This is a genomic window from Ruegeria sp. HKCCD7296 (genome assembly GCF_013110775.1).
Classification (GTDB): domain Bacteria; phylum Pseudomonadota; class Alphaproteobacteria; order Rhodobacterales; family Rhodobacteraceae; genus Ruegeria.
On the sequence record NZ_WVRF01000005.1, the window covers coordinates 195,028 to 221,710 of the forward strand.

Sequence of the window (26,683 nt, forward strand, 5' to 3'; positions counted from 1 at the left end):
CTGACATATTTAGCGAAAAGTGTCATGCTGTCAATTGACAATTTCAACAAAAAATGTCAGTGCTTCGGTTATGAAAGACACGAATGACGATTCACGGCAAAAGGCGATCCTGAACTCGGCGTTTCAAGCCTTTTCCACCTACGGGTATCGTAAGACTTCGATGGACGATATTGCGCGTGGGGCGGGGATGTCGCGGCCAGCGGTCTATCTGCACTACAAGAACAAAGAGGCGATCGTCAGCAAGCTGACCGAATTGTACTACGCCGAAAAAAGCGTTGCGGTCGCCGAAGCACTGGCGACGCAAGGGTCGGTGCCCGAGGTTTTGACGCGTGCGGTGCAGGCGCAGACGGACGGGATGGCTGAAATCCTGGCCTCTCCACACGGGCTCGAGATGCTGGACAACACCAAATCCCTGTCTTCTGAAATCATCGCTGCGGGTGAGGCTAAACTGGCAGGGCTTTATGCGGATTGGCTGACGCAACAGGAACAGGCGGGACGGGTTCGCCTTCAGACGGACGCGGCAGAGACCGGTCGGACGATCACCGCCACGCTCAAGGGGCTAAAGCTGATCGGCGCCGGGGCCGAAGTCTATGAACAGCAGGTGGCGCAGGTTGCCGCCCTTTTCGGTGCTGGGCTTGAGGTCAGGTAACGCGCTGGCGGATCTTATATTCCGGCGCGTCCCACAACTTGTTCTGCATCACATCGGCCATAATCTCGGTTGCTCGGATTACGTCGGCCTCGTCGATGTAAAGCGGCGTAAAACCAAAGCGCATGATATCTGGCGCACGGAAATCGCCAATTACACCCCGTGCGATCAGGGCCTGCATCGCAGCGTAGCCTTCTGTGAAGCGGAATGAGACCTGGCTGCCACGCACCTCTGGCGTTCTTGGGCTGGCCAGTTGCAGTTCGGGGCAGGCGGCTTCGACGCGGGTTATGAAGAGCTCAGTCAATTCAATGGACTTTGCTCGGACATCTGCCATTTCGGCCATGTCCCAGATGTCCATGGCCGCGGCTAAAGCCGTCATTTGGATCACGGGTGGCGTGCCCACGCGCATCCGTTCGATCCCGCTGCCGGGGCGATAATCCAGATCAAACGCAAAGGGGGCTTCGTGCCCCAGCCAACCAGACAGGGCCGGACGCACCGTTTCAGCCAGTCGAGGTGCGACATAGATAAAGGCCGGTGCGCCAGGGCCGCCGTTGAGGTATTTATATGTGCAGCCTACAGCAAAGTCGGCATTGCAACCTTCCAGATCAACGGGAATTGCACCGGCGGAATGCGCAAGATCCCAGACCGTTATCACGCCGTTTGCATGTGCAAGTTCGGTCAGCGCTTTCATGTCATGCATCCGGCCCGAGCGGTAATCGACTTCGGTCAGCATCAAAACCGCAACCTCTTCTGTGATTGCTTCTGCCACATCCTCTGGGTCTACAATGCGCAGCTCATAGTCTTCGCCCAGCGAGCGTAGCAGGCCATCCGCCATGTACAGGTCTGACGGGAAGTTGCCGTTATCTGACAGCACAACCTTTCGGGACGGGTTGAGCTCAAGCGCGGAGGCCACTGCCTGATACACCTTGATTGACAGGGTGTCGCCGGTGACGACGCTGCCTTGTTCGGCACCGATCAAGCGGCCGATGCGATCGCCCAGCCCAGTGGGTAGCCCCATCCAGCCCGCCTTGTTCCACCCGGTGATCAACATCTGACCCCATTCATCTGTCAGCATATCCTGCACGCGCGAGGTCGCTGATTTAGGCAGGGGGCCCAGAGAGTTGCCATCCAGATAGATCACACCCTCGGGCAGGTCGAACATGGCTTTGGTTGCTGCGAAATCGGTCATGAAAGCTCGTTTTTTGTGTTTATCTGTCGCTGTTTACCCACCGGCGTATCTGATCCGCAGCAGCCTGTCCACTGATGCGACATCGTGGGTTTTGCTATTCTGACCTGAAAACGGTAGGACAGCGCCCAGAAACGACACGTATCCTTACGTGGCGTCACCCGCGAAGGACAGACTATGCGCTGGATCGATGTTCCCCCTGTGTGGCTTGCGGGCTTTGTCCTGCTGGCTTGGCTACAGGGCCGATACATGGGGCTTGGCCTGTCGTTGGACGGTGGGCTGACCGACCTAATCAGCGGTGTCTTGATCGGCGGCGGCGTTCTTCTTGCGGTTCTTGCGGTTTTTGAGTTTCGCCGGCATCAGACCACTGTGATTCCACATGAAACGCCCAGTGCCATGGTACAGTCGGGCATTTACAGGCGCAGCCGCAATCCGATCTATCTGGGTGACGTTCTGATCCTAACCGGTCTGATCCTTCGGTTTGATGCAATCTTCTCGCTGGTGCTGGTGCCCATCTTTGTCTGGGTACTGGAGCGTCGGTTCATTGTGCCAGAAGAGGACCGGTTGCGCCGCACCTTCCGCGCGGATTTCGCCCGATATGAACGCAAAACGCGTCGCTGGGTTTAGGAGTGGGCACCTCCATGACACTACGTAACGGATGCTGCGCTTGCGAAATAAAGTTGCGCAAGATACATCTTTTCTTAACGAATCATACCCGAGGACCAGCTCGGCCTTAGAAATAGGGGGATTGCCAGTGAAAATAGGCACACCGAAGGAAATATTGGATGGCGAGAACCGGGTCGCGATGACGCCGGACTCCGCTGTGCAGTTGCAGAAACTGGGCTATGACTGCGCCATCGAGAAAGGCGCGGGTGCCGCTGCCGGGTTCTCGGATGCGGCTTATGAGGCGGTCGGTGTCGAGGTCGTCAAAACCGCCGCGTCTTTGTGGAAGAACTCGGACATCGTCGCAAAGGTTCGCATCCCAACCGAGACCGAGATGAAGCGTCTGACCAAAGGCAAGACGCTGATTTCATTCTTCAACCCAGCCGGGAACGAAGAGGGGATGGAGCTGGCCAAATCCAAAGGTGCCAACGTCATCGCGATGGAGATGGTTCCGCGTATCTCGCGCGCGCAGAAGATGGATGCGCTGTCTTCGATGGCCAATATCGCGGGCTACCGCGCGGTGATCGAGGCAGGCAACAACTTTGGACGTTTCTTCACCGGTCAGGTAACGGCTGCCGGTAAAGTGCCGCCTGCCAAGGTTTTGATCGTGGGCGCGGGCGTGGCGGGTCTGGCGGCCATCGGGACCTCGACCTCACTTGGCGCGATCACCTATGCGTTCGACGTGCGCCCCGAAGTGGCCGAACAGGTCGAATCCATGGGGGCTGAATTCGTCTATCTGGACTTCGAGGAAGAACAGCAGGACGGTGCGGCGACCGGTGGTTATGCCTCAGTTCAATCAGAGGAATTCCGCAACGCGCAGCTTGCCAAGTTCCGTGAGCTTGCGCCGGAAATGGACATCGTCATCACCACCGCCTTGATCCCGAACCGCCCGGCGCCGAAGCTGTGGCTGGAGGATATGGTTAAGGCGATGAAGCCGGGTTCGGTCATCGTTGACCTAGCAGCCGAGCGTGGCGGCAACGTCGAAGGCACCGTGCCGAACGAGAAGGTCGTGACCGACAATGGCGTGACCATCATCGGTTATACCGACTTCCCCAGCCGGATGGCAGCGCAGTCTTCGTCTCTGTACGCCACCAACATCCGCCACATGATGACCGACCTGACGCCAGAGAAGGACGGTCAGATCAATCACGACATGGAAGATGACGTGATCCGCGGCGCGACCGTGACCCATGAGGGTGAGATCACCTTCCCGCCGCCACCGCCCAAGGTACAGGCGATTGCGGCGCAGAAGAAACCGGAAGTCAAAGAACTGACCCCGGAAGAGAAAAAAGCGCAAGAGATCGCGGCCTTCAAGGCGCAGACCAAACAGCAGTTCACCCTGCTGGGTGTTGGCGGCGCACTGATGCTGCTGGTGGGGCTGGTGGCCCCGGCCAGCTTCATGCAGCACTTTATCGTGTTTGTGTTGGCCGTATTTGTAGGTTTCCAGGTGATCTGGGGCGTAGCACACAGCTTGCACACTCCGCTGATGGCGATCACAAACGCAATCTCGTCGATTATCATCGTCGGAGCCTTGATGCAGATCGGGTCGGGGTCGTTCCTGGTCATCCTGCTGGCGGCGCTGTCTGTCTTCATGGCCGGGATCAACATCTTCGGCGGCTTCCTCGTAACCCGGCGCATGCTCGCCATGTTCCAGAAATCTTAAGGAGGCCGGGTAGATGATTGGCTTCACTACTGCCGCTTACGTTGTTGCGGCTGTTCTGTTCATCCTGTCGCTGGGTGGTCTGTCGAACCAAGAAAGCGCTAAGCGCGCGGTCTGGTACGGCATCGTCGGTATGGCGCTGGCGGTCTTTGCCACTCTGGTTGGCCCTGGTTCTGGCCTGTGGCTGCTGTCGATCCTGCTGATCATTGGCGGCGGTCTGATCGGTCAATACGTAGCGCAGCGCGTCCAGATGACCGAAATGCCCCAACTGGTGGCAGCAATGCACTCGCTGGTTGGTCTGGCAGCGGTCTTTGTGGGCTTCAATGCGCATTTTGAAATCGGCAACGTGGCGCAGGTAATGGCCATCGTTGACAGCGCCAAAGATGCGGACCTGTCCGATCTGGGGGCATTCGCAAAGCTGATTGCCAAGAAAACCCCGGCGGAACTTGCAATCCTGCACGTGGAACTGTTCCTGGGTATCTTCATCGGTGCGATCACCTTTACCGGCTCGGTTGTAGCCTATGGCAAACTGGCGGGTAAGGTAACGTCGGCGGCGACCAAACTGCCCGGCGGTCATGCATTGAACGCGGCGGCTGCGGGTCTCTCGCTGATCTGCCTGTTCTGGTATACCAGCACCGGTGGCTTCCTCCCGCTGTTTTTGATGACCCTGGCGGCGCTGTTCATCGGCTATCACCTGATCATGGGCATCGGCGGGGCCGACATGCCGGTGGTTGTTTCAATGCTGAACAGCTATTCGGGCTGGGCGGCTGCCGCGATCGGCTTCAGCCTGGGCAACGACCTTCTGATCGTCGTCGGTGCGCTGGTGGGCTCGTCCGGTGCGATCCTGTCTTACATCATGTGTAAGGCGATGAACCGGCATTTCGTCAGCGTGATCTTGGGCGGCTTTGGCGGCAGCTCGGGCCCGCAGATGGAGGTCGAAGGCGAGCAGGTGGCTATCGAGGCTGATGGTGTGGCTGCGGCTTTGAACGATGCGGACAGCGTTATCATCATCCCGGGTTACGGTATGGCCGTGGCGCAGGCGCAGCAGTCAGTCAGCGAGTTGGTCCGTAAGCTGCGTGCCAAGGGCAAGAATGTGCGCTTTGCAATCCACCCTGTTGCGGGTCGTCTGCCGGGCCATATGAACGTGCTGTTGGCTGAGGCGAAGGTGCCGTATGACATCGTTCTGGAAATGGACGAGATCAACGAGGACTTCCCTGAAACGGATGTGGCCATCGTCATCGGTTCGAACGACATCGTGAACCCGGCCGCACAAGAAGATCCAAACAGCCCCATTGCTGGCATGCCGGTTCTGGAATGCTGGAAGGCCAAGCAGGTGTTTGTGTCGAAACGTGGTCAGGGCACCGGGTATTCGGGCATCGAAAACCCGCTGTTCTTCAAAGAGAACACCCGCATGTTCTACGGTGACGCAAAACAGTCGCTCGACAAGCTGCTGCCCATGATCGACTGATCAAAAGGCTTAATCCAATTGCAAAGGGCGCCTTTGGGCGCCCTTTTCTTTTTTGTATTGCAGGAGGCTTTGCCTCCTGACCTCCAAGGTATTTTTAGCCAGATGAAGCAGCGGATTGTGATAAAATGGCTTGGTCAGGAGGTTTGTGATGCAGAAGGTGAATGGCATAGGGGGCGTGTTCTTTCGGGCACGCGATCCAGAAGCTTTGAGTGCGTGGTACGCGGAACACCTGGGCGTCGATCATTACAATCCCGTGCCTTGGAAACAACGCGAAGGCTATACTGTCTTTGCTCCGTTTGCGCAGGACACCGAGTATTTCGGGCGGGAAGATCAGCAATGGATGATCAACTTCCGTGTCGATGATCTGGCGGCCATGACTCGGCAACTGGAGGCGGCTGGAATCGCCGTTGAAACGCATCCGGATTGGGACAGCGAGGTTGGGAAATTCGCACGCATCCACGATCCCGAGGGCAACCCGATCGAGCTGTGGCAACCAAATCAATGAGATAGCCGGCTTGTATACCTTTGTATCCCTGTAAGTATATGAAACAAAAAGAGAATTGAAGAAAGTCATATGTATCGTATAGTGCGCGTGACGAGGCGGAGCCCTGAATGACACCGATAGACGACCATCCCCTTCGATATGCGTTGGCCAATGAATTGCATGCGCGACCGTTTCCTGTCGCTTCGATGCCGTGTACGGTGGCCTTTCTGGCGATCAAAAAACCGGAGGCTGCCGTCGCCCGTGATCGGCGCGAGGATTTGGCCCATTTGATCAATCTTCTGGATCGCCATGGCGCGCAGCACCCTCAGCCTGATGCCACGCATTACGCCGGACAGATCGGTCGACATTGGCTGAAATGGGAGCAACACACAGAGTTTGTCACCTACACGGCAATCGCTCAGAACGTGAGCGACCGTGCGTTCAATCCGGCCGATTTCGAAGTCTTTCCACCCGATTGGCTGATGGCCAGTCCGGGCCAAAGGGTCACATCTGCGATGGTTCGTGTCGTAGAGCGCGAAAGTGACGATGTGATTAAGTCCAAATTGCTGGATTGGTTCGAGCCTGAAAGCCTGGCCGTGGCCAGGGTGTTGGACGATGCCGCTGTTTGCGCCAGCGATTTTCGCATCGATCCGGCAGGTCACATGCGTTTTGCTTTGTTTGTGGCTGAAGGTACCGGTCGGCGCCGTACGGGACGAATTGTCCAACGCCTCTGCGAAATTGAGACCTACAAGGCGATGTCCATGTTGGGCTTCGCGCGTGTCAAGCAGTTGATGCCGCGTATCGGAGAGTTGGATGGACAGTTGACACAATTGCTGGGACAGATGACCGATAACTCGGCTCAGCCTGACGCGCTGCTGCAGGATCTTTTGTCGACGTCGATTGAACTCGAAACACTGTCCGCCCGGTGTTCGTTCAGGTTCGGAGCCACGGGTGCTTACGAAGCTATTGTCAATCAGCGGATCGAAGTGTTGCGAGAAGAGCGGTTCCAGGGCGGTCAGAACTTTGCCGATTTTATGATGCGGCGCTATGATCCTGCGATCCGGACAGTTAAGTCCACCAAACGCCGCCTTCAGGCATTGTCCGACAGGGCCATCCGAGCTGGCGAGTTGTTGCGGACCAGGGTGGATGTGGAACGCAGTGCGCAGAACCAAGCGTTGTTGGAAAGCATGGACCGTCGGGCGGATCTGGCGTTACGGCTGCAACACACTGTCGAAGGCCTGTCCGTTGTTGCAATCAGCTACTACGCGGTTTCTTTGGTAAGCTATCTTTTGTATCCGCTAACGGCGTCGGGGATCAGCAAGGGTATGCTGACGGCGGCGGTAACGGTCCCGGTGGTGGCCGGAGTCTGGTTCGCAATTCGACGGATCCGCAAGCGGCTTGGTTGAGCGTCAATTGCCAAATTCGGCCGGACCTGTAGAACAGGGGACGTTTGGCGAGCGACGCGAGGGTTTTTGGTGATTACCATAATTGCAGCATGGCGAGCGGTTGCCGCCATGTTTATCCTGAATGGGGCACTGTTCGGAATATGGGCCTCACGCATCCCTGCTGTGCGCGACAGGTTGGGTCTGTCGCATGAGGAACTGGGTTATGGGCTGCTGTTCATGGCGGCTGGTGCTGTTTGTTCTTTCCCCATCACCGGGCGGCTCACGGATCGGTTCGGGGCTGTTGCCATTACCCGTGTCATTGCGGTGCTTTATACTCTGTCGCTAATCCTGCTAGCCATGGCCGGTGGATTTTGGGGGTTGGCGGTCTTCCTGTTCATCTTTGGTGCCTTCCACGGCTCTATGGACGTGGCAATGAACGCTTGGGCGGCTGAGGTTGAACAGACCTTTGACAAACCTGTAATGTCCTCTTTCCATGCGATGTGGAGTCTGGGCGCGGGCCTTGGCGCGCTGAGCGGATATGTTGCTGTTCAGATGGGGCTGAGTGTTCTTGCGCACTTCCTGCTGGCGGGAGGACTCGTCGTGGCCTTTGCGCTCGCCTCTTCCTGGGTGCGTTGGACTTCAAAACGTTCAGAGCGCGGGCAGGGATCCGTGTTTGCTCTGCCGTCCGGTATATTGGTTTTGGTTGGGTTTACCGCATTGTGCGGGGCCCTGGGGGAAGGCGCTGTCGCGGATTGGAGCGCGATCTATTTGCGCGACATCACAGATGCGACCGAAAGCGTTGCGGCCTTGGGTTACGCCGTTTTCTCAGTGACAATGGTGGCCTTTCGCCTGGCGGGCGCAGTTGTCATTACTCGCTTCGGCCCGGTTGCCACGGCGCGATTTGGCGGGTTGTGCGCTGCAGTTGGCGTGTTTGCCGTGGTATCAGCAGTGACACCTCTGCCCGCATTGGCCGGTTTTGCACTGATGGGTGTAGGCTATGCCGTGATTATGCCGCTGGCGTTCAGCCGGGCTGCAAGTGACCCGGAAGTGCCGCCGGGGCAGGCCATCGCCAGTGTTGCCACTTTGGGATATGGGGGGCTGTTGATCGGACCGCCATTGATCGGGTTTTTGGCCGAACTGTTTGGCTTGCGTTTGGCGTTTTCAGTGTTGCTGCCGCTGGCGGCCCTGATCATAGTTTTGGCCGGCGCGCTCAGGCGCGCCGACTGAGTTTGCTTAACGTCCGCGAATTCGCGGATCCAGCGCGTCGCGTAGGCCATCGCCCAGGTAATTCACGCTGAGCACGGTCAACGAGATTGCCAGTCCGGGCCAGAACACACGCTCAGGGTACTGCTGCAGATAGTCTACCCCGTCGAACAGTAGGCGGCCCCAGGTTGGAAAGTCGGGCGGGAAGCCCAATCCAAGGAAGGACAGCGCGCTTTCGGTAATGATCGCCGTGGCAATCCCAAGCGTCGCAGACACCATGATCGGTGACAGCACGTTCGGCAGGATATGCCGCGTGATGATTTGGCTGTTGCTGGTGCCGATAGAGCGCGCCGCCAGAACGAATTCTCGTTCCTTGATGGCCAGTACATCCCCCCGCACGATCCGGGCGGTCGGCATCCACGAGGTGATGCCGATGGCGCAGACGATCAGGATGAAGATGCCGCGCTCCAGTCCGAAGGCAGCCGATAAAGGCTCCCGGAACAGCAGCATCATGACCAGCAGCAAGGGCAGCAGGGGCAGGGCCAGAAACAGATCGGTCAGGCGCATCAGCGGGCCGTCGAGCCGCCTGAAGAACCCTGCGAGAACCCCAATGAAGGAGCCTAGGAAAAGGGCCAGCAACATCGCGGTGATGCCCACCGAGACCGAGGTCTGCCCGCCTGACATCATGCGCGCCAGAATATCCCGGCCCAACTGGTCGGTTCCAAACGGATGTGCCCAGCTTGGTCCCTGATTGCGCGAACGGATGTCTATCTGCGTTGGATCAATGCTCCACAGGTACGGTCCCAGATAGACGCCTGCAACGATGAAGAGGAACAGGATCGCACCAACCATCGCGCCCTTGTGGGTCTTGAACTGATCCCACACATCGCGCCATTGGCTGCGCGGAGGGGTTGCCAGTTCCTCCATAGCGCCTGCGCCCGGCACGGCGGTCGAGGCGGCTGCCAGTCCTTCATCCGGGATCAGCGTGTCTGATTTGTCGGTATCAGTCATAGCGAATCCTCGGGTCCAGAATGCCGTAAAGAACATCGGCGATCAGGTTGAACAGCACGATCAGCACGGCGAAGATGAAGGTCAGGGTTTGCACCATCGGCAGGTCGTTGGCCTGAATTGCGCCGATCAGCAATTGGCCGATGCCGTTCACTTTGAACACCTGCTCGGTGATGATGGCGCCGCCGAATATGGCCGGAATACCCAGCGCAATCACGGTAACCACGGGGATCATCGAGTTGCGCAGGACGTGGACCATAACCACGGTGTATTCGCTAAGCCCCTTGGCGCGGGCGGTGCGGACGTAATCCTGATTGAGGTTGTCCAGCATCGAGGCGCGCATGAACCGGCTGAGCTGTGCGGTAATCTGCAAGGCCAGAACCATGACCGGCATGATCATCTGCTTCAGCTGTACGACAAAGCTGTCCCAGCTGTTGACCACATGAGTTGTGTCATAGATCGACGGGAACCAACCCAGCTGGACCGAGAAGATCACGATCACCAGAACGCCCGAGAAGAAGGGCGGGACCGAGAAACCAACCATCGACACGAATGTGCCCATCTGATCGAACCACGAATACTGGCGGTAGGCCGAATAGATGCCGATGGGCAGAGCGATCAGGATGGCGACCACATAGGCGGTGCCGACAACCCACAGGGTCTGGGGGATACGCTGAACGACGATGTCCATGACCGGCGAGCGGGTCTGCCACGAAATCACACGCAGGTCACCTTCGGAAAAGGTGGTGCCAAACATGTGGTCGATCAGAACCTGCGGTTCGATCCAGAAGAATTGCACGATCCATTTCCAGAACCGGATATGCATCGGCTGGCCAAGGCCAAGCGCCTCGCGCATCTTCTCTTTGACTTCAGGCGGAACGGTGAGCGGGACCTGCGCCATCGGATCGCCAGGGGCAAGCTCGAGCAGCAGGAAAATGACGAGGCTGATGAACAGCAGCGTGGGTACGGCCAGCACCAGTCGTCTGATTGTGAAATTGAGCATTAAGAGGCGCCTTTATATGCGTCTTCTTGTTGGGGTGGTGTGCAAATGACCGCGCCCCGATAACGACCGGGGCGCGGCTTTGCAAGATCAGTGCTTAGGAGCCGGTTTTGCGGTACCAGTCCGCAATGTTCCACAGCTCGCTGTCCCAAACGTTCAGGACAACGCCACCCAAGGTGTTCGCGTGCGCCGACAGACGACCACGGTGAACCAGCGGGATCATACCGCCATTCTGAACCATGATGTCATTCAGCTGTTTCGCGATCTCGGCGCGAGCTTCCAGACCAGCGGTCTCGGCCAGTTTGGCGTGCAACGCGTCAAACTCTTCGTTGCAGAAGCGGGAGATGTTTTCACCCTGCCACTGGCTTTCCGGCTTCGGTGCTTTGTCGCACAGGCCGTTGCCAAGATAGGACTGCGGGTCGGTGCCGTTGAAGGTGTTGGCGTACATCTCAACGTCAGCATAGAACTTCTGGAAGGTGTCAGGCGAACCCGGGTCACCACCAAAGAAGACCGACGCGTTGATGTTGCGCAGCTCGGTTTCGATGCCGATTTGGCTCCACCATTCTTTAATCAGCGCCTGGAAGTCCTGACGGACAGCGTTGGTCGAGGTTTGGTAAACCACTTTCAGCGGAACGCCGTCTTTCTCGCGAATGCCGTCGCCGTTGGTGTCAACGATTCCGGCCTCGTCCAGCAGCGCATTTGCACCTGCGATATCCTGCGTGTCACAGGTCATCGAAGTCGAGTTGAAGGCCGCAGGGGCGGGAACCCAGTTACAGGTCACCTTACCGGCCTGACCATATCCGATCTCAACCAGCAGCGGACGGTCGATGGCCATGGACATGGCTTTGTAGACCGCCGGATCTTGCAGGAACGGGTGCGGATGAGCAGCCGTTGAACGCTCGCCTTCCGGCAGGTCGGGCGATGGGTTGGTCTGGTTCAGCATGATACGCTCGACCAGCGGGCCAAAGCCTGCAACCGGGGTACCTTTGCCGCCTTCCTGCATCTGCGCGATCACTTCGGGCGCCAGCTGAAGGTTCCAAGCATAGTCGAATTCACCCGTTTCCATGACAGCACGACCCGCGGCCGTTGCATCGCCACCGCCCTTGAAGGTCACGCTCGCAAAGGCAGGTTTTGCCGGGTCACGATAATTGTCGTTGGCTGCGAAAGTGATGACGTCGTTCGGTTTGAACTCGGTTACAACAAACGGGCCGGTTCCGATCGGGTTAAAGTTCTGGTCGGTGCATTCGGGGGCTTTCGCGCCAAGGCAGTCCGCGAACTGAGCGGCCTGAATGATCGGGCTTTCACCACCCACGAACGGGCCATAGGGGAAGGGGGTCGGCTTGTCGAATGTGACTTTGACGGTCAGGTCATCCACCGCCTCGACCGAGGTGACGCCCTCGAACTTGGTGACCTGCGCGCAGCCGCCTTCGGGATGCATGCAGTAGTCAGCAGTGAATTTCACGTCAGCCGAGGTGAATGGAGAACCGTCCGACCAAGTGATTCCGGGCGCGATCTTCCATGTGATCGATGTCAGGTCTTCGCTGACGCCACCATTTTCCACGGTCGGGATTTCCGATGCCAGATAAGGCACCATGTTGCCGTCTTGGTCGTAACGCGCGAGCGGCTCAATCACCAATGAGGCTGATTCCACATCTTTCGTACCACCGGATAGAAACGGGTTCAGGATCGACGGCGCTTGCCAATAAATGATGCTGACATTGCCGTCCGATCCGCGCTCGGCAAAGGCGATCGGAGCCATTGCCGTGCTCGCAATCGCACCAAGCAAAAGGGTTTTGATTTTCATAATTTACTCCCGAATTGGACACGTTTGTGTCTCGATTTTTTCCGCAATGCCTGCGGACTTGGCGTTGCTGCCTTGGGACAAGGTTTTGATCGGTAACGATAATAGCGCTAACGTTTTGCAGCGCGCGCTCTCCCCAAAGCAGTTACGTGGGGTATCGAAACAGAACTTAAGAAAAATGCAAGTGGTGCCGTCGCGAAAATGTGTATTGCGTTTGACTTTTCCCGGTAGCCCGCCGTAGCGTTCGGCACTCAGAACAAAAATGACAACGTCAGGGGAGCGTGCGCGTGCTGGATCAGCCTATTGCACAGATCAAAAAACTGCGGGTGGAATTTCAGACCAAGGATGGCCCTGTCGTCGGCGTCGAGGACGTCTCGTTCGAGGTCAATCCGGGCGAAACCGTTTGTATCGTTGGCGAATCGGGCTCTGGAAAGTCGGTATCATCGCTGTCTCTGATGCGGTTGGTTGAATTCGGCGGGGGCGAGATTGCAGGCGGCCAGCTGCTGTTTGATCGGCGTGATGGCGAAGAGATGGACCTGTCCAAAGCCGACCAGGATCTGATGAAACAGATTCGCGGAAACGAGATCGGGATGATCTTTCAGGAGCCGATGACCGCCCTGAACCCCGTTTTCACTGTCGGTCGCCAGTTGACTGAAGGGTTGCGAATCCACAAGGACATGTCGAAATCCCAGGCCGAAGAACGGGCCTTGGAACTGTTGCGCCAGGTACGGATCCCTGAACCCGAGCGCCGTTTGCAGCAGTATCCGCACGAGCTGTCGGGAGGTATGCGTCAGCGTGTTGTCATTGCGATGGCCATGGCGTGCGAACCGCGTCTGTTGATCGCGGATGAACCAACGACGGCCTTGGACGTGACCATTCAGGCCGAGATTTTGGCTTTGATGGACCGTCTCAAGCGGGAAACCGGCACAGCAGTGATGTTCATCACCCATGACATGGCAGTCGTTGCCCAGATGGCCGACCGAGTGGTGGTCATGTTCCGCGGCAACAAGGTCGAAGAGGGCACTGTTAAAGAGATTTTCGAAAACCCGCAGCATGACTATACCAAGGCCCTTCTGGCCGCGGTCCCAAAGCTGGGTGAGATGCGCGGGAAATCCGCGCCTGAACCTATGAAACTGTTGGGTGTGGAAGGACAAAACATTGCCCCCATCCCCGGCACGGAAGATGTACTGCTGACCGTCAAGAACCTGACAACGCGTTTTCCGGTCAAGGGTGGGTTGTTGCGGCGCACGATTTCGAACGTCCATGCAGTTGAGGACGTCTCATTCACGCTGAACAAAGGTCAGACACTCAGCCTTGTGGGCGAATCCGGTTGTGGCAAGTCCTCGGCTGGGCGCTCGATCCTACGGCTGGTTGAGCCGATGGCGGGCGAGGTCAATCTGGATGGTGTCGATATCATGAAGCTTGACCCTGCCGGTCTGCGCAAGGCGCGGTTGGACATGCAGATGATCTTTCAGGATCCCTTCGCGTCGCTGAACCCGCAAATGCAGTTGGTGGATCAGGTGGCTGAACCAATGCGCAACTATGGGGTTGCATCTGGATCAGAACTGCAAGACCGCGTCGCACAGCTGTTCGACAAGGTGCAGCTGCCCCGCAGTTTCATGCGTCGTTTCCCGCATGAAATGTCAGGCGGTCAGCGTCAGCGGATCGCCATTGCACGGGCTCTTGCCCTGAACCCAAAGCTGATTATTGCGGATGAAGCCGTTTCGGCCCTCGACGTGTCGGTGCAGGCACAGGTACTGAACCTAATGATGGAACTGCAATCCGAGCTGGGCCTGTCCTATTTGTTCATCAGTCACGATATGGCTGTGGTTGAACGGGTCAGCCACTATGTTGGGGTCATGTATCTGGGCCGCATTGTCGAGCTTGGCCCGCGCGCTCGGGTCTTCGAGAACCCGCAACACGCCTATACGCAGGCGCTGATGAAGGCGGTTCCAATTGCGGATCCGAACAAGCGGAAGTCCGAAAAAGATCTGAACTTCAAACCGATTCCGTCTCCTATTCATCCGGTTGGCCACAAGCCTGAACCTTCGCATTATCAAGAGGTTGAGCCGGGTCACTTCATCCTAACGACGGATAGCGGATATTAATACCAATGGCAAAACGCCTGACGCCGCTTGAGATCATGACCAAGCTGATCTCTTTCCCGACCGTAAGCCGTGAAACCAATCTGCCGCTGGTGGATTGGGTTGAGGAATATCTTCAAAGCCACGGAATCGAACCGCATCGTTGGCCCGACCCGGATCAACCGCACAAGGCCGCGATCTTCGCGCATGTTGGTCCATTCGAAGAAGACGCGGTGGTTTTATCTGGTCACACCGATGTTGTGCCAGTGGATGGGCAACCGTGGGATACGGCCCCTTTCACCGTGATCGAGAAAGACGGTAAGTATTTCGGCCGGGGCACCTGCGACATGAAGGGCTTCGATGCGCTAGCCATTTGGGTCCTTGTCGAGGCACATCACGCTGGGGTCAAGCGGCCATTGCAGCTTGCGCTCAGCTTTGATGAAGAGGTCGGCTGCACTGGTGCGCCGCCCATGATCGAAGCGATGCAGGAAGTTCTGCCCAAAGGATCCGCCGTGATCGTGGGTGAACCATCCATGATGCAGGCCGTGACGGGGCACAAAGGTGGTTTCGGCTTTGACACCCACATCACGGGATTCGAAGTTCATAGCTCGATCATGCACACAGGCGTCAACGCGATCATGGAGGCCGCGCCTCTGATCGATTGGGCGAACCAACAGAATGCTAAGAACATGGCTGCAGAACCCACCCCGGTTGCCGCGGTGTTTGATCCGCCGTGGACAACATGTCATGTCGGGATGATCGAAGGTGGCACAGCCCACAACATTACGGCCAAGGATTGCCGGTTTATGATGGATTTCCGAACCGTGCCGGATGAATCCAAGGCGCAATGGCAGGATGCGTATTTTCAACAGGTCCGCGCGATTGAGGCCAGGATGCAAGCAGTGCACCCGGACGCCCGTATTGAGCTGTCTGAAAACTTCTCGATTCCAGGGCTTGTGCCTGAACAGGACGGTGAGGCAGAAACTCTGGTGCGTGCCTTGACCGGCGACAATGCCAGCCATGTTGTCAGCTACGGAACCGAGGCGGGCCAGTTTCAGGAAGCTGGTTATTCGGCAGTTATTTGTGGCCCCGGCGATATTGCGCAGGCGCATCAGCCGAACGAGTTCATCTCGGTTGCGCAGTTCGAAGCCGGTCACAAATTCATGCAGCGCTTGGTTGAAAAGCTGAGCACTTGATCAGACGTAAAGCGGCGACGGCAGCCGAGAGGGAGATCTTAAGATGCCCGTTAAAAACAGACTTGCGGAAATGCATGGCGAGATTACCAAGTGGCGCCGACACCTGCACGCCCATCCCGAGCTGATGTATGACGTCCACGAAACTGCAGCATTTGTTGCGGACCGCCTGAAAGAGTTTGGCGTTGACGAAATTACACCCGGCATCGGCAAAACCGGTGTTGTAGGGGTGATCAAGGGGCGTTCGGACACACATGGGCGCGTCATCGGATTGCGGGCTGACATGGATGCGCTCCCGATTGAAGAGGCAACGGGGCTGGAGTATGCCTCAACTGTTTCGGGCAAGATGCATGCTTGCGGGCACGACGGGCATACGTCAATGCTGCTGGGGGCGGCGCAATATCTGGCCGAGACGCGCAATTTCGACGGCACCGTGGTTCTGATCTTTCAGCCAGCCGAAGAAGGCGGTGCAGGTGGATTGGCCATGTGTCAGGACGGGCTGATGGACCGCTGGGGTATTCAGGAAGTTTACGGAATGCACAACATGCCCGGTCTTCCTGTGGGTGAGTTTGCCATTCGGCCCGGTGCGCTGCTGGCCTCATCCGATGAGTTCAAAATTACCGTAACTGGCAAAGGCGGGCACGCTGCCGCACCTCATGACGCTGTGGATACTACGCTTGTGGCTTCACATATCGTTGTTGCCTTGCAATCCGTGGTCTCGCGCACGGTTGACCCGATCAAACGCGTTGTGTTGACAGTTGGAACCTTTGAAACGGACAGTGTAGCGTCAAACGTGATTGCGCATACCGTGCGTCTACAGGGAACCGTCCGGACGCTGGATCCTGAATACCGCGCAATCGCGGAAGAGCGGGTGCGCCGGATTGCCGTGGATACGGCGTCGGCCTTTGGAGCCAAGGCCGAGGTCGATTGGAAGCCGGGATACCCTGTGACAGTGAACTCTGAGGCCGAAACAACATACGCGGCCGAAGCGGCGGCGGCTGTCGCGGGCAAAATCAATGACGGAACGGACCCGATCATGCCGTCCGAAGATTTCGCCTATATGCTTGAAGAACGGCCAGGAGCCTACATCTTTATCGGGAACGGGGACACGGCCATGTGCCATCACCCCGAGTATAATTTTGATGACGACGCAATTCCCGCCGGCTGCAGTTGGTTTGCCGAGCTTGTGGAACGACGATTGCCCGTCGCTTAAATCTGGGAGAATGACATGCCGATCAAAAACCGCCTTGCAGAGATGCACGATGAAATCACAGGTTGGCGGCGTGACATTCACCAACATCCGGAAATTCTGTATGACACCCACCGCACCAGCGCGTTGGTCGCCGAAAAGCTGAAGGAATTCGGCTGCGACGAGGTTGTAACCGGCATCGGCCGTACCGGAGTGGTCGGCGTTATTCGCGGCAAAAGCGACACGCAGGGCCGCGTGATCGGGCTGCGCGCGGACATGGATGCCCTGCCGATGCAAGAACAAACCGGGCTGGAATATGCCTCGAATACCCCGGGCGCGATGCATGCCTGCGGCCACGATGGGCATACTGCTATGGTCTTGGGGGCAGCGAAATACCTGTCTGAGACGCGCAATTTTGATGGAACGGCGGTCGTAATCTTCCAGCCTGCCGAGGAAGGCGGTAATGGGGCTGAAGCCATGTGTAAGGACGGTCTGATGGACCGGTTCGGCATTCAAGAAGTCTATGCGATGCACAACGTGCCTGGTGTTCCAACCGGGCAGTTTGCCATTCGTTCTGGCCCGTTGCTGGCTGCGGCGGACGAGTTTGACATCCACCTCGAGGGGCGCGGTGGTCACGCGGCAAAACCGCATGAGACAGTTGATACCACTGTGATGTTGTCGCAATTGATCGTGGCGTTGCAAACGATTGTGTCGCGCAACGCGGACCCGATCCTGCAAGCCGTGCTGTCTGTTACTTCGGTCGAGACGTCGTCAAAAGCGTTCAACGTGATTCCGCAATCGGCACAGATACGCGGCACGGTCCGGACACATTCCAATGAGATGCGGGACCTGATCGAACAGCGCCTGAAAGAGGTCGCGAAGGGGATCGCCGCGACATTCGGCGGATCTGTGAATGTCGAGTATACGCGCGGTGTACCCGTGACGATCAATGCTGAAACACAGACCGGATATGCCGAGGAAGCCGCCGTTTCGGTGGGAGGCAGCTGTATCGAAGCGCCGATGGTGATGGGCGGTGAGGATTTCTCGTTCATGCTTGAAGAACGACCCGGAGCCTTCATTGTGCTGGGCAACGGTGACAGCGCCGGGTTGCACCACCCCGAATACAACTTCAACGACGAGATTATCCCAATCGGATGCTCGTGGTTTGCAGAAATGGTCGAGCGCCGGATGCCGGCTGCTTGAATTAGGAGAGAGAAGATATGCCAGTTAAAAACCGCTTTGCCGAATTGCAGGATGAGATCACAGCATGGCGACGGGATCTACACGAGAATCCGGAAATCCTGTTTGAAACCCACCGCACCAGCGCAGTTGTGGCCGAAAAGTTGAAAGAGTTCGGTTGTGATGACGTCGTCACAGGAATTGGACGCACAGGTGTTGTGGGCGTAATCAAGGGGAAGTCGGACAGCAAAGGCAAAGTGATTGGCTTGCGCGCGGATATGGATGCGCTGCCGATCCACGAGGCGACCGGGCTGGATTATGCCTCAAAGACGCCGGGGGCCATGCATGCCTGTGGCCACGATGGACATACAGCGATGTTGCTGGGCGCGGCGAAATACCTGTCTGAAACCCGTAATTTCGATGGCACTGTTGTTGTGATTTTCCAGCCTGCCGAAGAAGGCGGCGGCGGCGGTCGTGAGATGTGCGAAGACGGCATGATGGATCGCTGGAACATTCAGGAAGTCTATGGAATGCATAACTGGCCGGGGCAGCCTGTCGGCAAGTTTGCGATCCGTCCGGGCTCGTTCTTTGCTGCGACCGACCAGTTCGACATCACCTTTGAAGGACGTGGTGGTCACGCGGCCAAGCCACATGAGACGGTCGATACGACCGTCCTGGCCGCGCAGGCGGTTTTGGCGCTGCAAACTATTTCCTCGCGCAATGCGGACCCGATTGATCAGGTGGTTGTGTCTGTGACGTCGTTTGAAACCTCGTCAAAAGCCTTCAACGTGATTCCGCAGACGGTGCAGATCAAAGGAACCGTGCGGACGATGAGCAAGGATATGCGCGATCTGGCAGAAAAGCGGATCAACGAGATTTGCAGCGGAGTTGCGGCGACCTTCGGAGGCACCGCAGACGTGACCTATATCCGTGGTTATCCGGTAATGGTGAACAGCGACGAACAGACGGAGTTTGCCGCAGATGTCGCCCGTTCGGTTTCCGGGGATTGCGACGATGCGCCTTTGGTCATGGGGGGCGAGGATTTTGCGTTCATGCTGGAAGAACGTCCTGGCGCATATATCCTGGTGGGTAATGGCGACACGGCCATGGTTCATCACCCGGAATACAATTTCAACGACGAAGCCATTCCGGCTGGATGCAGCTGGTGGGCTGAGATTGTTGAACAAAGAATGCCGGCGGCTTGATGGAGGCGGTGGGGGCTCTGCCCCCACCCCCCCCCGAGGTATTTCTAGCCAGATGAAGAAGCATCCTGTGTGTACAGATTAAGCTCTGAACACAAGGTATTGATGACCGATTCCAAAGCATCTGACTGCGTGTTTACACAAGATTGTGCAGCTTCCTGTGCAACTTGCAGAGCGTTTTGATCTGACAACCAGTGCGCCACGATCTTGGAAAGGTCAGTGGAGTTTTGAACTTCGACAGCGCCACCGGTTGCGATCAGCGGGGAAAATGTTTCGCCAAAGTTGAAATACCCCGGACCAGTGATCACGGCGGCCCCGGCCTGAGCTGGTTCAAAGGGATTGTGACCTCCGATTTCTTTTAGCGAACCGCCAAGAAACACAATGGGACAAAGCGCGTACCAAGTTCCGGTCTCTCCCAATGTATCTGCCACATAGATCTGGGTGTTTTCCCCGATCGTTTCGTTATTGGAGCGGAAAGATGCCGTCATCCCAGCGTCATGTATCAGCGTGGCGATACCACCTCGGCGTTCGGGGTGGCGCGGTATCAAGAGTAAGAGCAGGTCGGGCCACCGCTCGAGCAAGGTCTTGTGTGCGGCGAGAACGATTTCTTCTTCGCCTTCGTGGGTCGAGCTTGCGATCCAGACGGGGCGGTTCGCGATCTGTGCTTGGATGTCTTGCAAAGTGGCTTGATCCACGGGCAACGGATCAGACATTGCTTTGAGGTTGGTGCCCGGTAGTACGCGGTCCGGCGCCGCGCCAATGTCGACCAGATTGGTTGCCGTTTTGTCATTCTGGGTCAGGAACAGGCGGAATCTGGACAAGATGAAGCGTGCTGTGTCCGGGCGTTTTTCCCAGCCTTTTATGGATTTTTCAGACAATCTTGCGTTCAAGAGCGCCAACGGGATGTTCCGCTGATGGCTTTCCACGATCAGGCGAGGCCAGATTTCGCTTTCGACAAATACGCCCGCATCTGGACTCCAATGATCGAGGAAGCGTTTCACCGGACCTGCAGTATCCAGCGGCGGATATTGATGACGTGTTCGTGGAGGCAGGCGTTTGGCAATCAGGGCAGCTGATGTGGGTGTGCCAGAGGTGATGAGGAACGCGGCATCCGGCAGACTTTCTGCCAGCCGATTGATCAAGCTGAGAACTGAAAGGCTTTCGCCAACGCTGGCGGCGTGAAACCAGATCAGGCGACCGCTGGGTCGGGGAAGGCTGGCGTAGCCAAGTCTTTCCCTCTGACGGTTTTCGGGTACATCTGCGGCGCGCAGCTTCTTGCGCACGGTAAGCCAAGCCAAGGGTTGGGCCATAGCAGTGAAGCCGCAGTACAACCGGTACAGCAGCGTCGGGCGGTCGTCTGCGCCGGGCATGTCAGCCGCCTGTGTGGCTCATGTGGCGGGTCATCTGGCCATCAACAGCCTGACGGGAATAGTCGAAATCGTGACCTTTGGGCTTTAGGTTGATCGCGGCGCGGATCGCGTCTTCCAGAGATGTTTCGCTGTCCGGGTGATCGCGCAGCGGGGCGCGCAGATCAGCCATATCTTCCTGTCCCAGGCACATATAAAGCTCACCGGTGCAGGTCAGGCGCACGCGGTTGCAGCTTTCGCAAAAGTTATGAGACAGCGGTGTGATGAACCCGATCTTTTGGCCTGTTTCCTCAAGGCGCACATAGCGGGCGGGGCCACCGGTGCGTTCGGCCAGATCGGTGACGGTATAGTGGTTTTCGTATTCCTTACGCACGTCCTTGAGCGACCAATATTGATCCAGACGGTCTTCGTTGCCGATGTCGCCCATGGGCATGACCTCGATCCAGGTCAGGTCCATGTCGCGTTCGGCGCACCACTCGGTGATTTTTGGCAGTTCGGGTTCGTTGAAACCTTTCAACGCGACCGCGTTGATCTTGATCCGCAAGCCTGCTTTTTGCGCGGCGTCGATACCGTTCAGGACTTGTTTCAAGCGACCCCAGCGCGTGACTTTGGCGAATTTGTCATCGTCCAACGTATCCAGAGAGACATTCACCCGCCGCACACCTGCGGCATAGAGGTCCTCTGAGAAGCGATGCAATTGCGAACCGTTTGTGGTCAGTGTGAGTTCTTTCAGCGCGCCGCTGTCCAAGTGACGGGTCATTGCGTTGAAAAAGGTCATGATATTGCGGCGGACCAAGGGCTCTCCGCCCGTGATGCGCAGTTTCTCCACACCCATCTTCACAAAGGTCGAACACATCCGATCCAGCTCTTCCAGCGTTAGCAGGTCTTTCTTGGGCAGAAAGGTCATGTTCTCGGACATGCAATACACGCAGCGAAAATCGCAGCGGTCCGTGACTGAAACGCGGAGATATGTGATGGCGCGGGCAAACGGGTCGATAAGCGGAGCTGTCATGGCGTAATAGGTAAAGCCGGAACCGGGTCCCGACAAGGGGGAACTGTGCTTTGCGCTGGTACAGATGCGCGCAGGGCTGTAGGATTTGGGCATGAAGAAAATGCTTTTGTTACTGTGCGTGCTGGGCGCTGGCTGCGACGCGGTCCGGTCCAAGACCGACCGCGTTTTCGGAAGAGACGATGCGCCTGCGCAGACCGTTACCGAAACGGGGTCCACGACATCGGTTTCAGAAGAAGTGTTGGAGCCCGAGCCTGTATCTGCGCGCCCCACCTGGGCCGGGGCAAAAACCAGTATCGCCGGGCTGGGTGATCCAACCACGCCCGGGCGATGGATGCAGACACCTTTGGTCAAAAGCGAGGTAACGGCGCGCGTTGTGGTGCCAAGAACCGGGGCGCAGGCCTATATCACCTTGGTTCCGATTCCTGGCCCGGCAAGTGGCGGCAGCCGTTTGTCGCTGGATGCCATGCGGGCCTTGCTGGTGCCGCTGGATGAACTGGTCGAGGTCGAGGTCTACGCCAACTGATCCCTAAGGTATTTGCCAGCTTCACGGCGGGCAAATGGCTTCATCGCGTTGCCGTATTCTTCCAGAAATGCAATCACGCGATCTGGGTCATGTTTGGACAGCTCACGCAGCCACCAAGCTATGGACTTCTGAATGAACCAGTCGCGATCCGGGACATATCCGGCAGCCCAGCTTAGAATACGGTCGCGGCGCAGTATGTCTTCGGGCTTGGGGTGGTTCTGCTTGGTCCAAGGCAGGGTCGCAACCATCGCCGCGCGGCGGGTCCACATGTGGTTGGATTGGGTCCAGCCTTCAACCTCTTCCAACCGTTCGGGGCTGGCCGTCAGGCGCTTTTGCATCGCCACGCTGGCATGATCGGCAATGGCCCAGGCGTCGAAATCCGGCAACCAACTTTGCAGCAAGGCCCAAACTTCTTGGTCGGGGCGGATACGGGCTTGGGTCAGCAGTTTGGCCGCTGCAATCCGGCCTTCGTGAATATTGGTTTGCCACAGTGCGCCAGCGAGGTCGACGCGTTTGAATACGTCCAGCTCTTGCCGCCACGCTTTGGTCAAGTCGTTGAGCACTGGGTTTCCAACGCCCAGATATGGGCGGTCGGTCTTGTGATAGGCCGCCATCTGCTGGGCGCGTTCGGGGTCGGCATGGGCCTGCAGCGCGGCCAGCGCTTCGTCCATTGTCATTGTTCCAGCTTATGGAGCAGATGCGCGTGCACTGTAGGCCATTCCGCGGCAACGATCGAATATACTGCCGTGTCGCGCAGCGTGCCGTTGGACATCACCATATGGGCCCGAAGGATGCCATCCAGCTGCGCGCCGAGCCGCTCTATGGCCCGTCGCGACTGAAAGTTCATCCGATGGGTTCGGAACTCGACCGCATTGCAAGAAAGATCCTCGAAGGCGTGGCGCAGCATCAAGAACTTCGCTTCGGTGTTCAGCGGGGTGCGCTGGACAGCGCGCCCGATCCAGGTCGACCCGATTTCGACACGCCGGTTGACCTCATCCGTGTTCATGAAGGTGGTCATGCCCACCGGAGTGCCGTCGGGGGTCATCACGGTAAAGGGCTGCATGTCGTGCAACCCGATGCGGCGGGTAATTTCAGCCTCCATCCCTTCGACAGTAGGAATAGAGGTATACCAAAGTTGTCCCAAATCTGCCGCCGAAGCCTTCAGCGCTTCGGCATGTGCAATATTCAGCGGCTCCAGCCGAACGTGATCTCCGGCAAGGGTGACAGGGGCAGGCCAGGTCATTCCACTGTGACCGACTTGGCCAGATTGCGAGGTTGATCCACGTCTGTGCCTTTGGCAACGGCCGTGTGATAGGCAAGCAGTTGCGCGGGAACGGAATACAGAATAGGCGCAAGGCTGCTGTGAACGTGGGGCATTCGGATGGTGCTCCAAACACCGTCACCAGCTTCCGTTATACCGTCATCATCTGACACCAGGATCACTTTGCCTTTTCGGGCCATCACTTCCTGCATGTTCGACACGGTCTTGTCGAAGACAGTGTCACGCGGGGCCATGACCACCACGGGCATATGTTTGTCGATCAGGGCAATGGGCCCATGTTTCAGCTCACCCGATGCATAACCTTCGGCGTGGATATAGCTGATTTCCTTGAGCTTCAGCGCGCCTTCCATTGCAAGCGGATACATCAGGCCACGGCCCAGAAACAGCACATCGCGGGCTTCAGACAACCTTTGGGCGGCTTTACGGATCGCCCGGTTCTGATCCAGCGCCGCGTTCAAAATAGTCGGTAATCCACGCAGTGCCGCAGCATGATCGGCGATTTCTTCATCGGTCAACGTGCCCCGGTCAGCAGCAGCCTTGAGTGCCAGCATCAGCAGTACACTGAGCTGACAGGTAAAGGCCTTTGTCGAGGCAACGCCGATTTCAACACCTGCATGAATCGGCAGGGCAATATCGCTTTCGCGGGCAATCGAGCTTTCCGGCACGTTTACAACCGAAACAATCTTGTCAGCTTTACCTTCGCAATAGCGCAATGCGGCCAGCGTATCGGCGGTTTCTCCTGACTGGCTGACGAACAGCGCCAGGGTGCGCCCGGTGATCGGAGGCTCGCGGTAACGGAACTCGCTGGCGATATCGACCTCGACCGGCATCTTGGCCAGTTGTTCGAACCAGTATTTCGCGGTCAGACAGGCGTAGAAAGCCGTGCCGCAGGCCACCATGGTCAGACGGTCCAGCTTGGTGAAATCCAGCTCGGTGTCCGGCAGCACAACGCGGTCACCGCCGGTGGGCAAGTAAGATCGGATAGCCTCGGCCACGACGATTGGCTGTTCGGCAATTTCCTTGGCCATGAAGTGCTTGTGCTCGCCCTTGTCAGCGCGTGCGTGATCCAGCTTGATCTTGCGCTTTTCACGGTTGGCTAGCTCACCGGCCTCATTGCGGATTTCCAAAGAGGTGCGGGTCAGAACCGCGCGGTCTCCTTCTTCAAGATACGTGATCTGATTGGTCAATGGCGCTAAGGCAATGGCGTCAGACCCGACATACATCTCACCATCCCCGTGGCCGATGGCCAGCGGCGACCCCTTGCGGGCAGCAACGATCAGGTCGTCCTCTCCGTCGAACAAAAACGCCAACGCAAAAGCGCCTTCGAGTTGATCGATCGTTTTGAATGCGGCTTCAACCGGCGACATGCCCGAGTTGAGGTGATGCTCGGTCATCAAGGCAACGGTTTCGGTATCCGTTTCGGTCTGAAAATCGACGCCATGCTGGGCCAGTTCGGCCCTTAGGTCGCGGTAGTTTTCGACGATGCCGTTATGAACCACGGCCACAGGGCCTGCTTTGTGCGGATGCGCGTTGTTGACCGAGGGCGCGCCGTGTGTGGCCCAACGGGTATGACCGATACCGGACTTTCCGGGCAGCGGCTCGTGCACTAACAGGTCGCTGAGGTTGACCAGCTTGCCGACCGCGCGCCTGCGGCCCAGCGCGCCATCATTCACAGTAGCAATTCCGGCGCTGTCATAGCCGCGATATTCCAGCCGTTTCAGGGCCTCTACCAGAATAGGGGCCGCCTCGTGCTGCCCCAAAACACCTACAATTCCACACATATCTCAGGCCTCTTTATCGCGGCGAGCCTTCTTCGCCTTTAACATATCAAACAATTTACGCGCATATCCGGGCTTGTTTTCCTGCTTGGCGCGAGCCACAGCCAACGCGTCAGGTTCCACATTCTTGGTCACGACAGTGCCCGTTGCTGTCATTCCGCCGTCGCCTACGGTTACGGGGGCGACAAGCATGGTGTTCGACCCGATAAACACGTTCTCACCAATGGTGGTCTTGTGCTTCATCACGCCGTCATAGTTGCAGGTGATTGTTCCTGCGCCGATATTTGTTGCAGCACCCACGGTCGCATCGCCGATATAGCTGAGGTGGTTGACCTTGGCACCTTCGGCGATTTCAGCGTTCTTGATTTCGACGAAGTTTCCAACCCGCGTGTTTTCGGCCAACTCGGCGCCGGGGCGCAAACGGGCATAGGGCCCAATGATCGCGCCGCGACTGACATGGCACCCTTCCAGATGCGAAAACGCCCGGATCGTCGCGCCGCTTTCAACCGTGACGCCGGGACCAAACACCACATTGGGTTCGATCACTGTATCGCGCCCGATCACAGTGTCAGCGGCCAGATACACCGTCTCAGGGGCCATCAAGGTGACACCCATGTCTAAAAGCTCAGCACGTGCGCGGGCCTGGTACACGGCATCCGCGGCGGCAAGATCCGTGCGCGAGTTCACCCCCAGTGTCTGGGACTCGTCACAGGCGACGGCGGTCACGTCCAAACCACGGTTGCGGGCAATTTCCACCACGTCAGTTAGGTAGTATTCATCGGAAGCGTTGTCGTTTCCGACAGCATCGATCAGCGAAAACAATAGTTTTGCGCTACAGGCAAGAAGTCCGGAATTACAGAAGGTTACAGCACGATCTTCATCAGTGGCGTCCTTGAATTCGACGATGCGCTCTAGGCTGTCGCCCTTCATAACCAACCGGCCATAACGTGCTGGGTCGGCGGCTTCGAACCCCAGAATGACCAGATCGTTTGTCGACCGTGCCTCGATCATCCGTTCCAGCGTGTCGGGTTGCAGAAACGGGGTGTCGCCATAAAGGACGACAACATCGCCATTGAACCCCTCTAGCGCTTGTCGGGCCTGCGCGACTGCGTGGGCAGTGCCCTGCTGTTCTTCCTGAACTGCGATCTGCGCCTCTTCGTCTTCGCCCTGTGCCGCCTTAGCCACAGCTTCCGACCCGTGGCCGGTGACGATCACGGTGCGGTCGGGCGACAGAACGGACCCGGCGCGCATCGCGTGGACAAGCATCGGCACTTGGGCGATGGGGTGCAGGACTTTGGGAATATCCGAATTCATCCTGGTGCCTTTTCCGGCGGCAAGGATGACAAGGGCAATGCTCATGAAATCGTTTT

Annotated in this window: 23 protein-coding genes; 13 read left to right on the plus strand and 10 right to left on the minus strand. The window is 57.6% G+C overall.

The genetic code is table 11. The features are described 5' to 3' along the window. Positions 1–70 precede the first annotated feature (70 nt). Positions 71–649, plus strand: coding sequence for a TetR/AcrR family transcriptional regulator (locus tag GS632_RS09560; protein ID WP_171237265.1), 579 nt, complete (start codon positions 71–73; stop codon positions 647–649). On the opposite strand, the gene kynU is transcribed toward GS632_RS09560, so the two are convergent. Next, positions 642–1,835, minus strand: coding sequence for a kynureninase (gene kynU / locus GS632_RS09565; protein WP_171237266.1), 1,194 nt, complete (start codon positions 1,833–1,835; stop codon positions 642–644). The two genes, GS632_RS09560 and kynU, sit on opposite strands and share 8 nt — an antisense overlap. Positions 1,836–2,009: 174 nt before the next feature. Between kynU and GS632_RS09570 the strand changes: the two genes are divergently transcribed. From GS632_RS09570 to GS632_RS09595, 6 genes are all read left to right on the plus strand, one after another. Beyond that, positions 2,010–2,459, plus strand: coding sequence for an isoprenylcysteine carboxylmethyltransferase family protein (locus tag GS632_RS09570; RefSeq protein ID WP_171175233.1), 450 nt, complete (start codon positions 2,010–2,012; stop codon positions 2,457–2,459). A gap of 127 nt (positions 2,460–2,586) precedes the next feature. After that, complete coding sequence (locus tag GS632_RS09575) at positions 2,587–4,158, plus strand: Re/Si-specific NAD(P)(+) transhydrogenase subunit alpha (RefSeq protein ID WP_171721734.1); 1,572 nt, start codon at positions 2,587–2,589, stop codon at positions 4,156–4,158. Positions 4,159–4,171: 13 nt separating this feature from the next. Continuing rightward, positions 4,172–5,623 (plus strand): NAD(P)(+) transhydrogenase (Re/Si-specific) subunit beta, encoded by a 1,452-nt coding sequence (locus tag GS632_RS09580; RefSeq protein ID WP_171237267.1) that lies wholly within the window; start codon positions 4,172–4,174, stop codon positions 5,621–5,623. A 148-nt stretch (positions 5,624–5,771) separates the two neighbouring features. After that, on the plus strand, positions 5,772–6,128 hold the full coding sequence (locus tag GS632_RS09585) for a VOC family protein (protein WP_171235551.1): 357 nt from the start codon (positions 5,772–5,774) through the stop codon (positions 6,126–6,128). A 107-nt stretch (positions 6,129–6,235) separates the two neighbouring features. Further along, positions 6,236–7,513: a DUF3422 family protein gene (locus tag GS632_RS09590; RefSeq protein ID WP_171721733.1), complete on the plus strand. Its 1,278-nt coding sequence runs from the start codon at positions 6,236–6,238 to the stop codon at positions 7,511–7,513. 108 nt (positions 7,514–7,621) lie between these two features. After that, complete coding sequence (locus GS632_RS09595; RefSeq protein WP_171237269.1) at positions 7,622–8,719, plus strand: MFS transporter; 1,098 nt, start codon at positions 7,622–7,624, stop codon at positions 8,717–8,719. A gap of 6 nt (positions 8,720–8,725) precedes the next feature. On the opposite strand, the gene GS632_RS09600 is transcribed toward GS632_RS09595, so the two are convergent. From GS632_RS09600 to GS632_RS09610, 3 genes are all read right to left on the minus strand, one after another. Then, positions 8,726–9,706: an ABC transporter permease gene (locus GS632_RS09600; RefSeq protein ID WP_171175221.1), complete on the minus strand. Its 981-nt coding sequence runs from the start codon at positions 9,704–9,706 to the stop codon at positions 8,726–8,728. Continuing rightward, entirely contained in the window at positions 9,699–10,706 is a 1,008-nt protein-coding gene (locus GS632_RS09605; RefSeq protein WP_170375080.1) for an ABC transporter permease, read from the minus strand. Before GS632_RS09605 ends, GS632_RS09600 begins: the two co-directional genes overlap by 8 nt. Positions 10,707–10,800: 94 nt before the next feature. After that, positions 10,801–12,507, minus strand: coding sequence for a peptide ABC transporter substrate-binding protein (locus GS632_RS09610; protein ID WP_171721732.1), 1,707 nt, complete (start codon positions 12,505–12,507; stop codon positions 10,801–10,803). Between the two features lie 284 nt (positions 12,508–12,791). Here GS632_RS09610 and GS632_RS09615 point away from each other — a divergent pair, with 284 nt between their 5' ends. From GS632_RS09615 to GS632_RS09635, 5 genes are read left to right on the plus strand one after another with little or no spacing between them, the layout of a single operon-like run. After that, entirely contained in the window at positions 12,792–14,612 is a 1,821-nt protein-coding gene (locus GS632_RS09615) for an ABC transporter ATP-binding protein (RefSeq protein ID WP_171237270.1), read from the plus strand. A 5-nt stretch (positions 14,613–14,617) separates the two neighbouring features. After that, positions 14,618–15,784 carry an acetylornithine deacetylase gene (gene argE / locus GS632_RS09620; RefSeq protein ID WP_171721731.1) on the plus strand — a complete coding sequence of 389 codons (1,167 nt, stop codon included), beginning with the start codon at positions 14,618–14,620 and terminating at the stop codon, positions 15,782–15,784. A 43-nt stretch (positions 15,785–15,827) separates the two neighbouring features. Further along, a complete protein-coding gene (locus GS632_RS09625; protein WP_171175213.1) occupies positions 15,828–16,994 on the plus strand; it encodes a M20 aminoacylase family protein in 1,167 nt (388 codons plus the stop codon). A gap of 15 nt (positions 16,995–17,009) precedes the next feature. Continuing rightward, a complete protein-coding gene (locus GS632_RS09630; RefSeq protein WP_171175211.1) occupies positions 17,010–18,173 on the plus strand; it encodes a M20 aminoacylase family protein in 1,164 nt (387 codons plus the stop codon). A gap of 17 nt (positions 18,174–18,190) precedes the next feature. Then, a complete protein-coding gene (locus tag GS632_RS09635; protein ID WP_171237272.1) occupies positions 18,191–19,354 on the plus strand; it encodes a M20 aminoacylase family protein in 1,164 nt (387 codons plus the stop codon). 44 nt (positions 19,355–19,398) lie between these two features. Here the strand turns inward: GS632_RS09635 and GS632_RS09640 are convergent, their stop codons facing one another. Together GS632_RS09640 and moaA are read right to left on the minus strand one after the other, a co-directional pair. Then, complete coding sequence (locus GS632_RS09640) at positions 19,399–20,721, minus strand: 3-deoxy-D-manno-octulosonic acid transferase (RefSeq protein ID WP_171237273.1); 1,323 nt, start codon at positions 20,719–20,721, stop codon at positions 19,399–19,401. Position 20,722: 1 nt separating this feature from the next. Continuing rightward, positions 20,723–21,730 (minus strand): GTP 3',8-cyclase MoaA, encoded by a 1,008-nt coding sequence (gene moaA / locus GS632_RS09645; RefSeq protein ID WP_171237575.1) that lies wholly within the window; start codon positions 21,728–21,730, stop codon positions 20,723–20,725. Positions 21,731–21,821: 91 nt separating this feature from the next. On the opposite strand from moaA, the gene GS632_RS09650 reads away from it, so the two are divergent. After that, complete coding sequence (locus tag GS632_RS09650; RefSeq protein ID WP_171721730.1) at positions 21,822–22,253, plus strand: hypothetical protein; 432 nt, start codon at positions 21,822–21,824, stop codon at positions 22,251–22,253. On the opposite strand, the gene GS632_RS09655 is transcribed toward GS632_RS09650, so the two are convergent. The 4 genes from GS632_RS09655 to glmU are packed head-to-tail and all read right to left on the minus strand — an operon-like array spanning position 22,241 to position 26,672. After that, positions 22,241–22,930: a DNA alkylation repair protein gene (locus GS632_RS09655; protein ID WP_171721729.1), complete on the minus strand. Its 690-nt coding sequence runs from the start codon at positions 22,928–22,930 to the stop codon at positions 22,241–22,243. The genes GS632_RS09650 and GS632_RS09655 overlap by 13 nt on opposite strands. Beyond that, a complete protein-coding gene (locus tag GS632_RS09660; protein ID WP_171237276.1) occupies positions 22,927–23,496 on the minus strand; it encodes a GNAT family N-acetyltransferase in 570 nt (189 codons plus the stop codon). The genes GS632_RS09655 and GS632_RS09660 overlap by 4 nt, the downstream gene beginning before the upstream one ends. Then, positions 23,493–25,316, minus strand: coding sequence for a glutamine--fructose-6-phosphate transaminase (isomerizing) (gene glmS, locus GS632_RS09665; protein WP_171175200.1), 1,824 nt, complete (start codon positions 25,314–25,316; stop codon positions 23,493–23,495). The genes GS632_RS09660 and glmS overlap by 4 nt, the downstream gene beginning before the upstream one ends. Positions 25,317–25,319: 3 nt before the next feature. Then, positions 25,320–26,672, minus strand: coding sequence for a bifunctional UDP-N-acetylglucosamine diphosphorylase/glucosamine-1-phosphate N-acetyltransferase GlmU (gene glmU, locus GS632_RS09670; protein ID WP_171237277.1), 1,353 nt, complete (start codon positions 26,670–26,672; stop codon positions 25,320–25,322). Positions 26,673–26,683 lie beyond the last annotated feature (11 nt).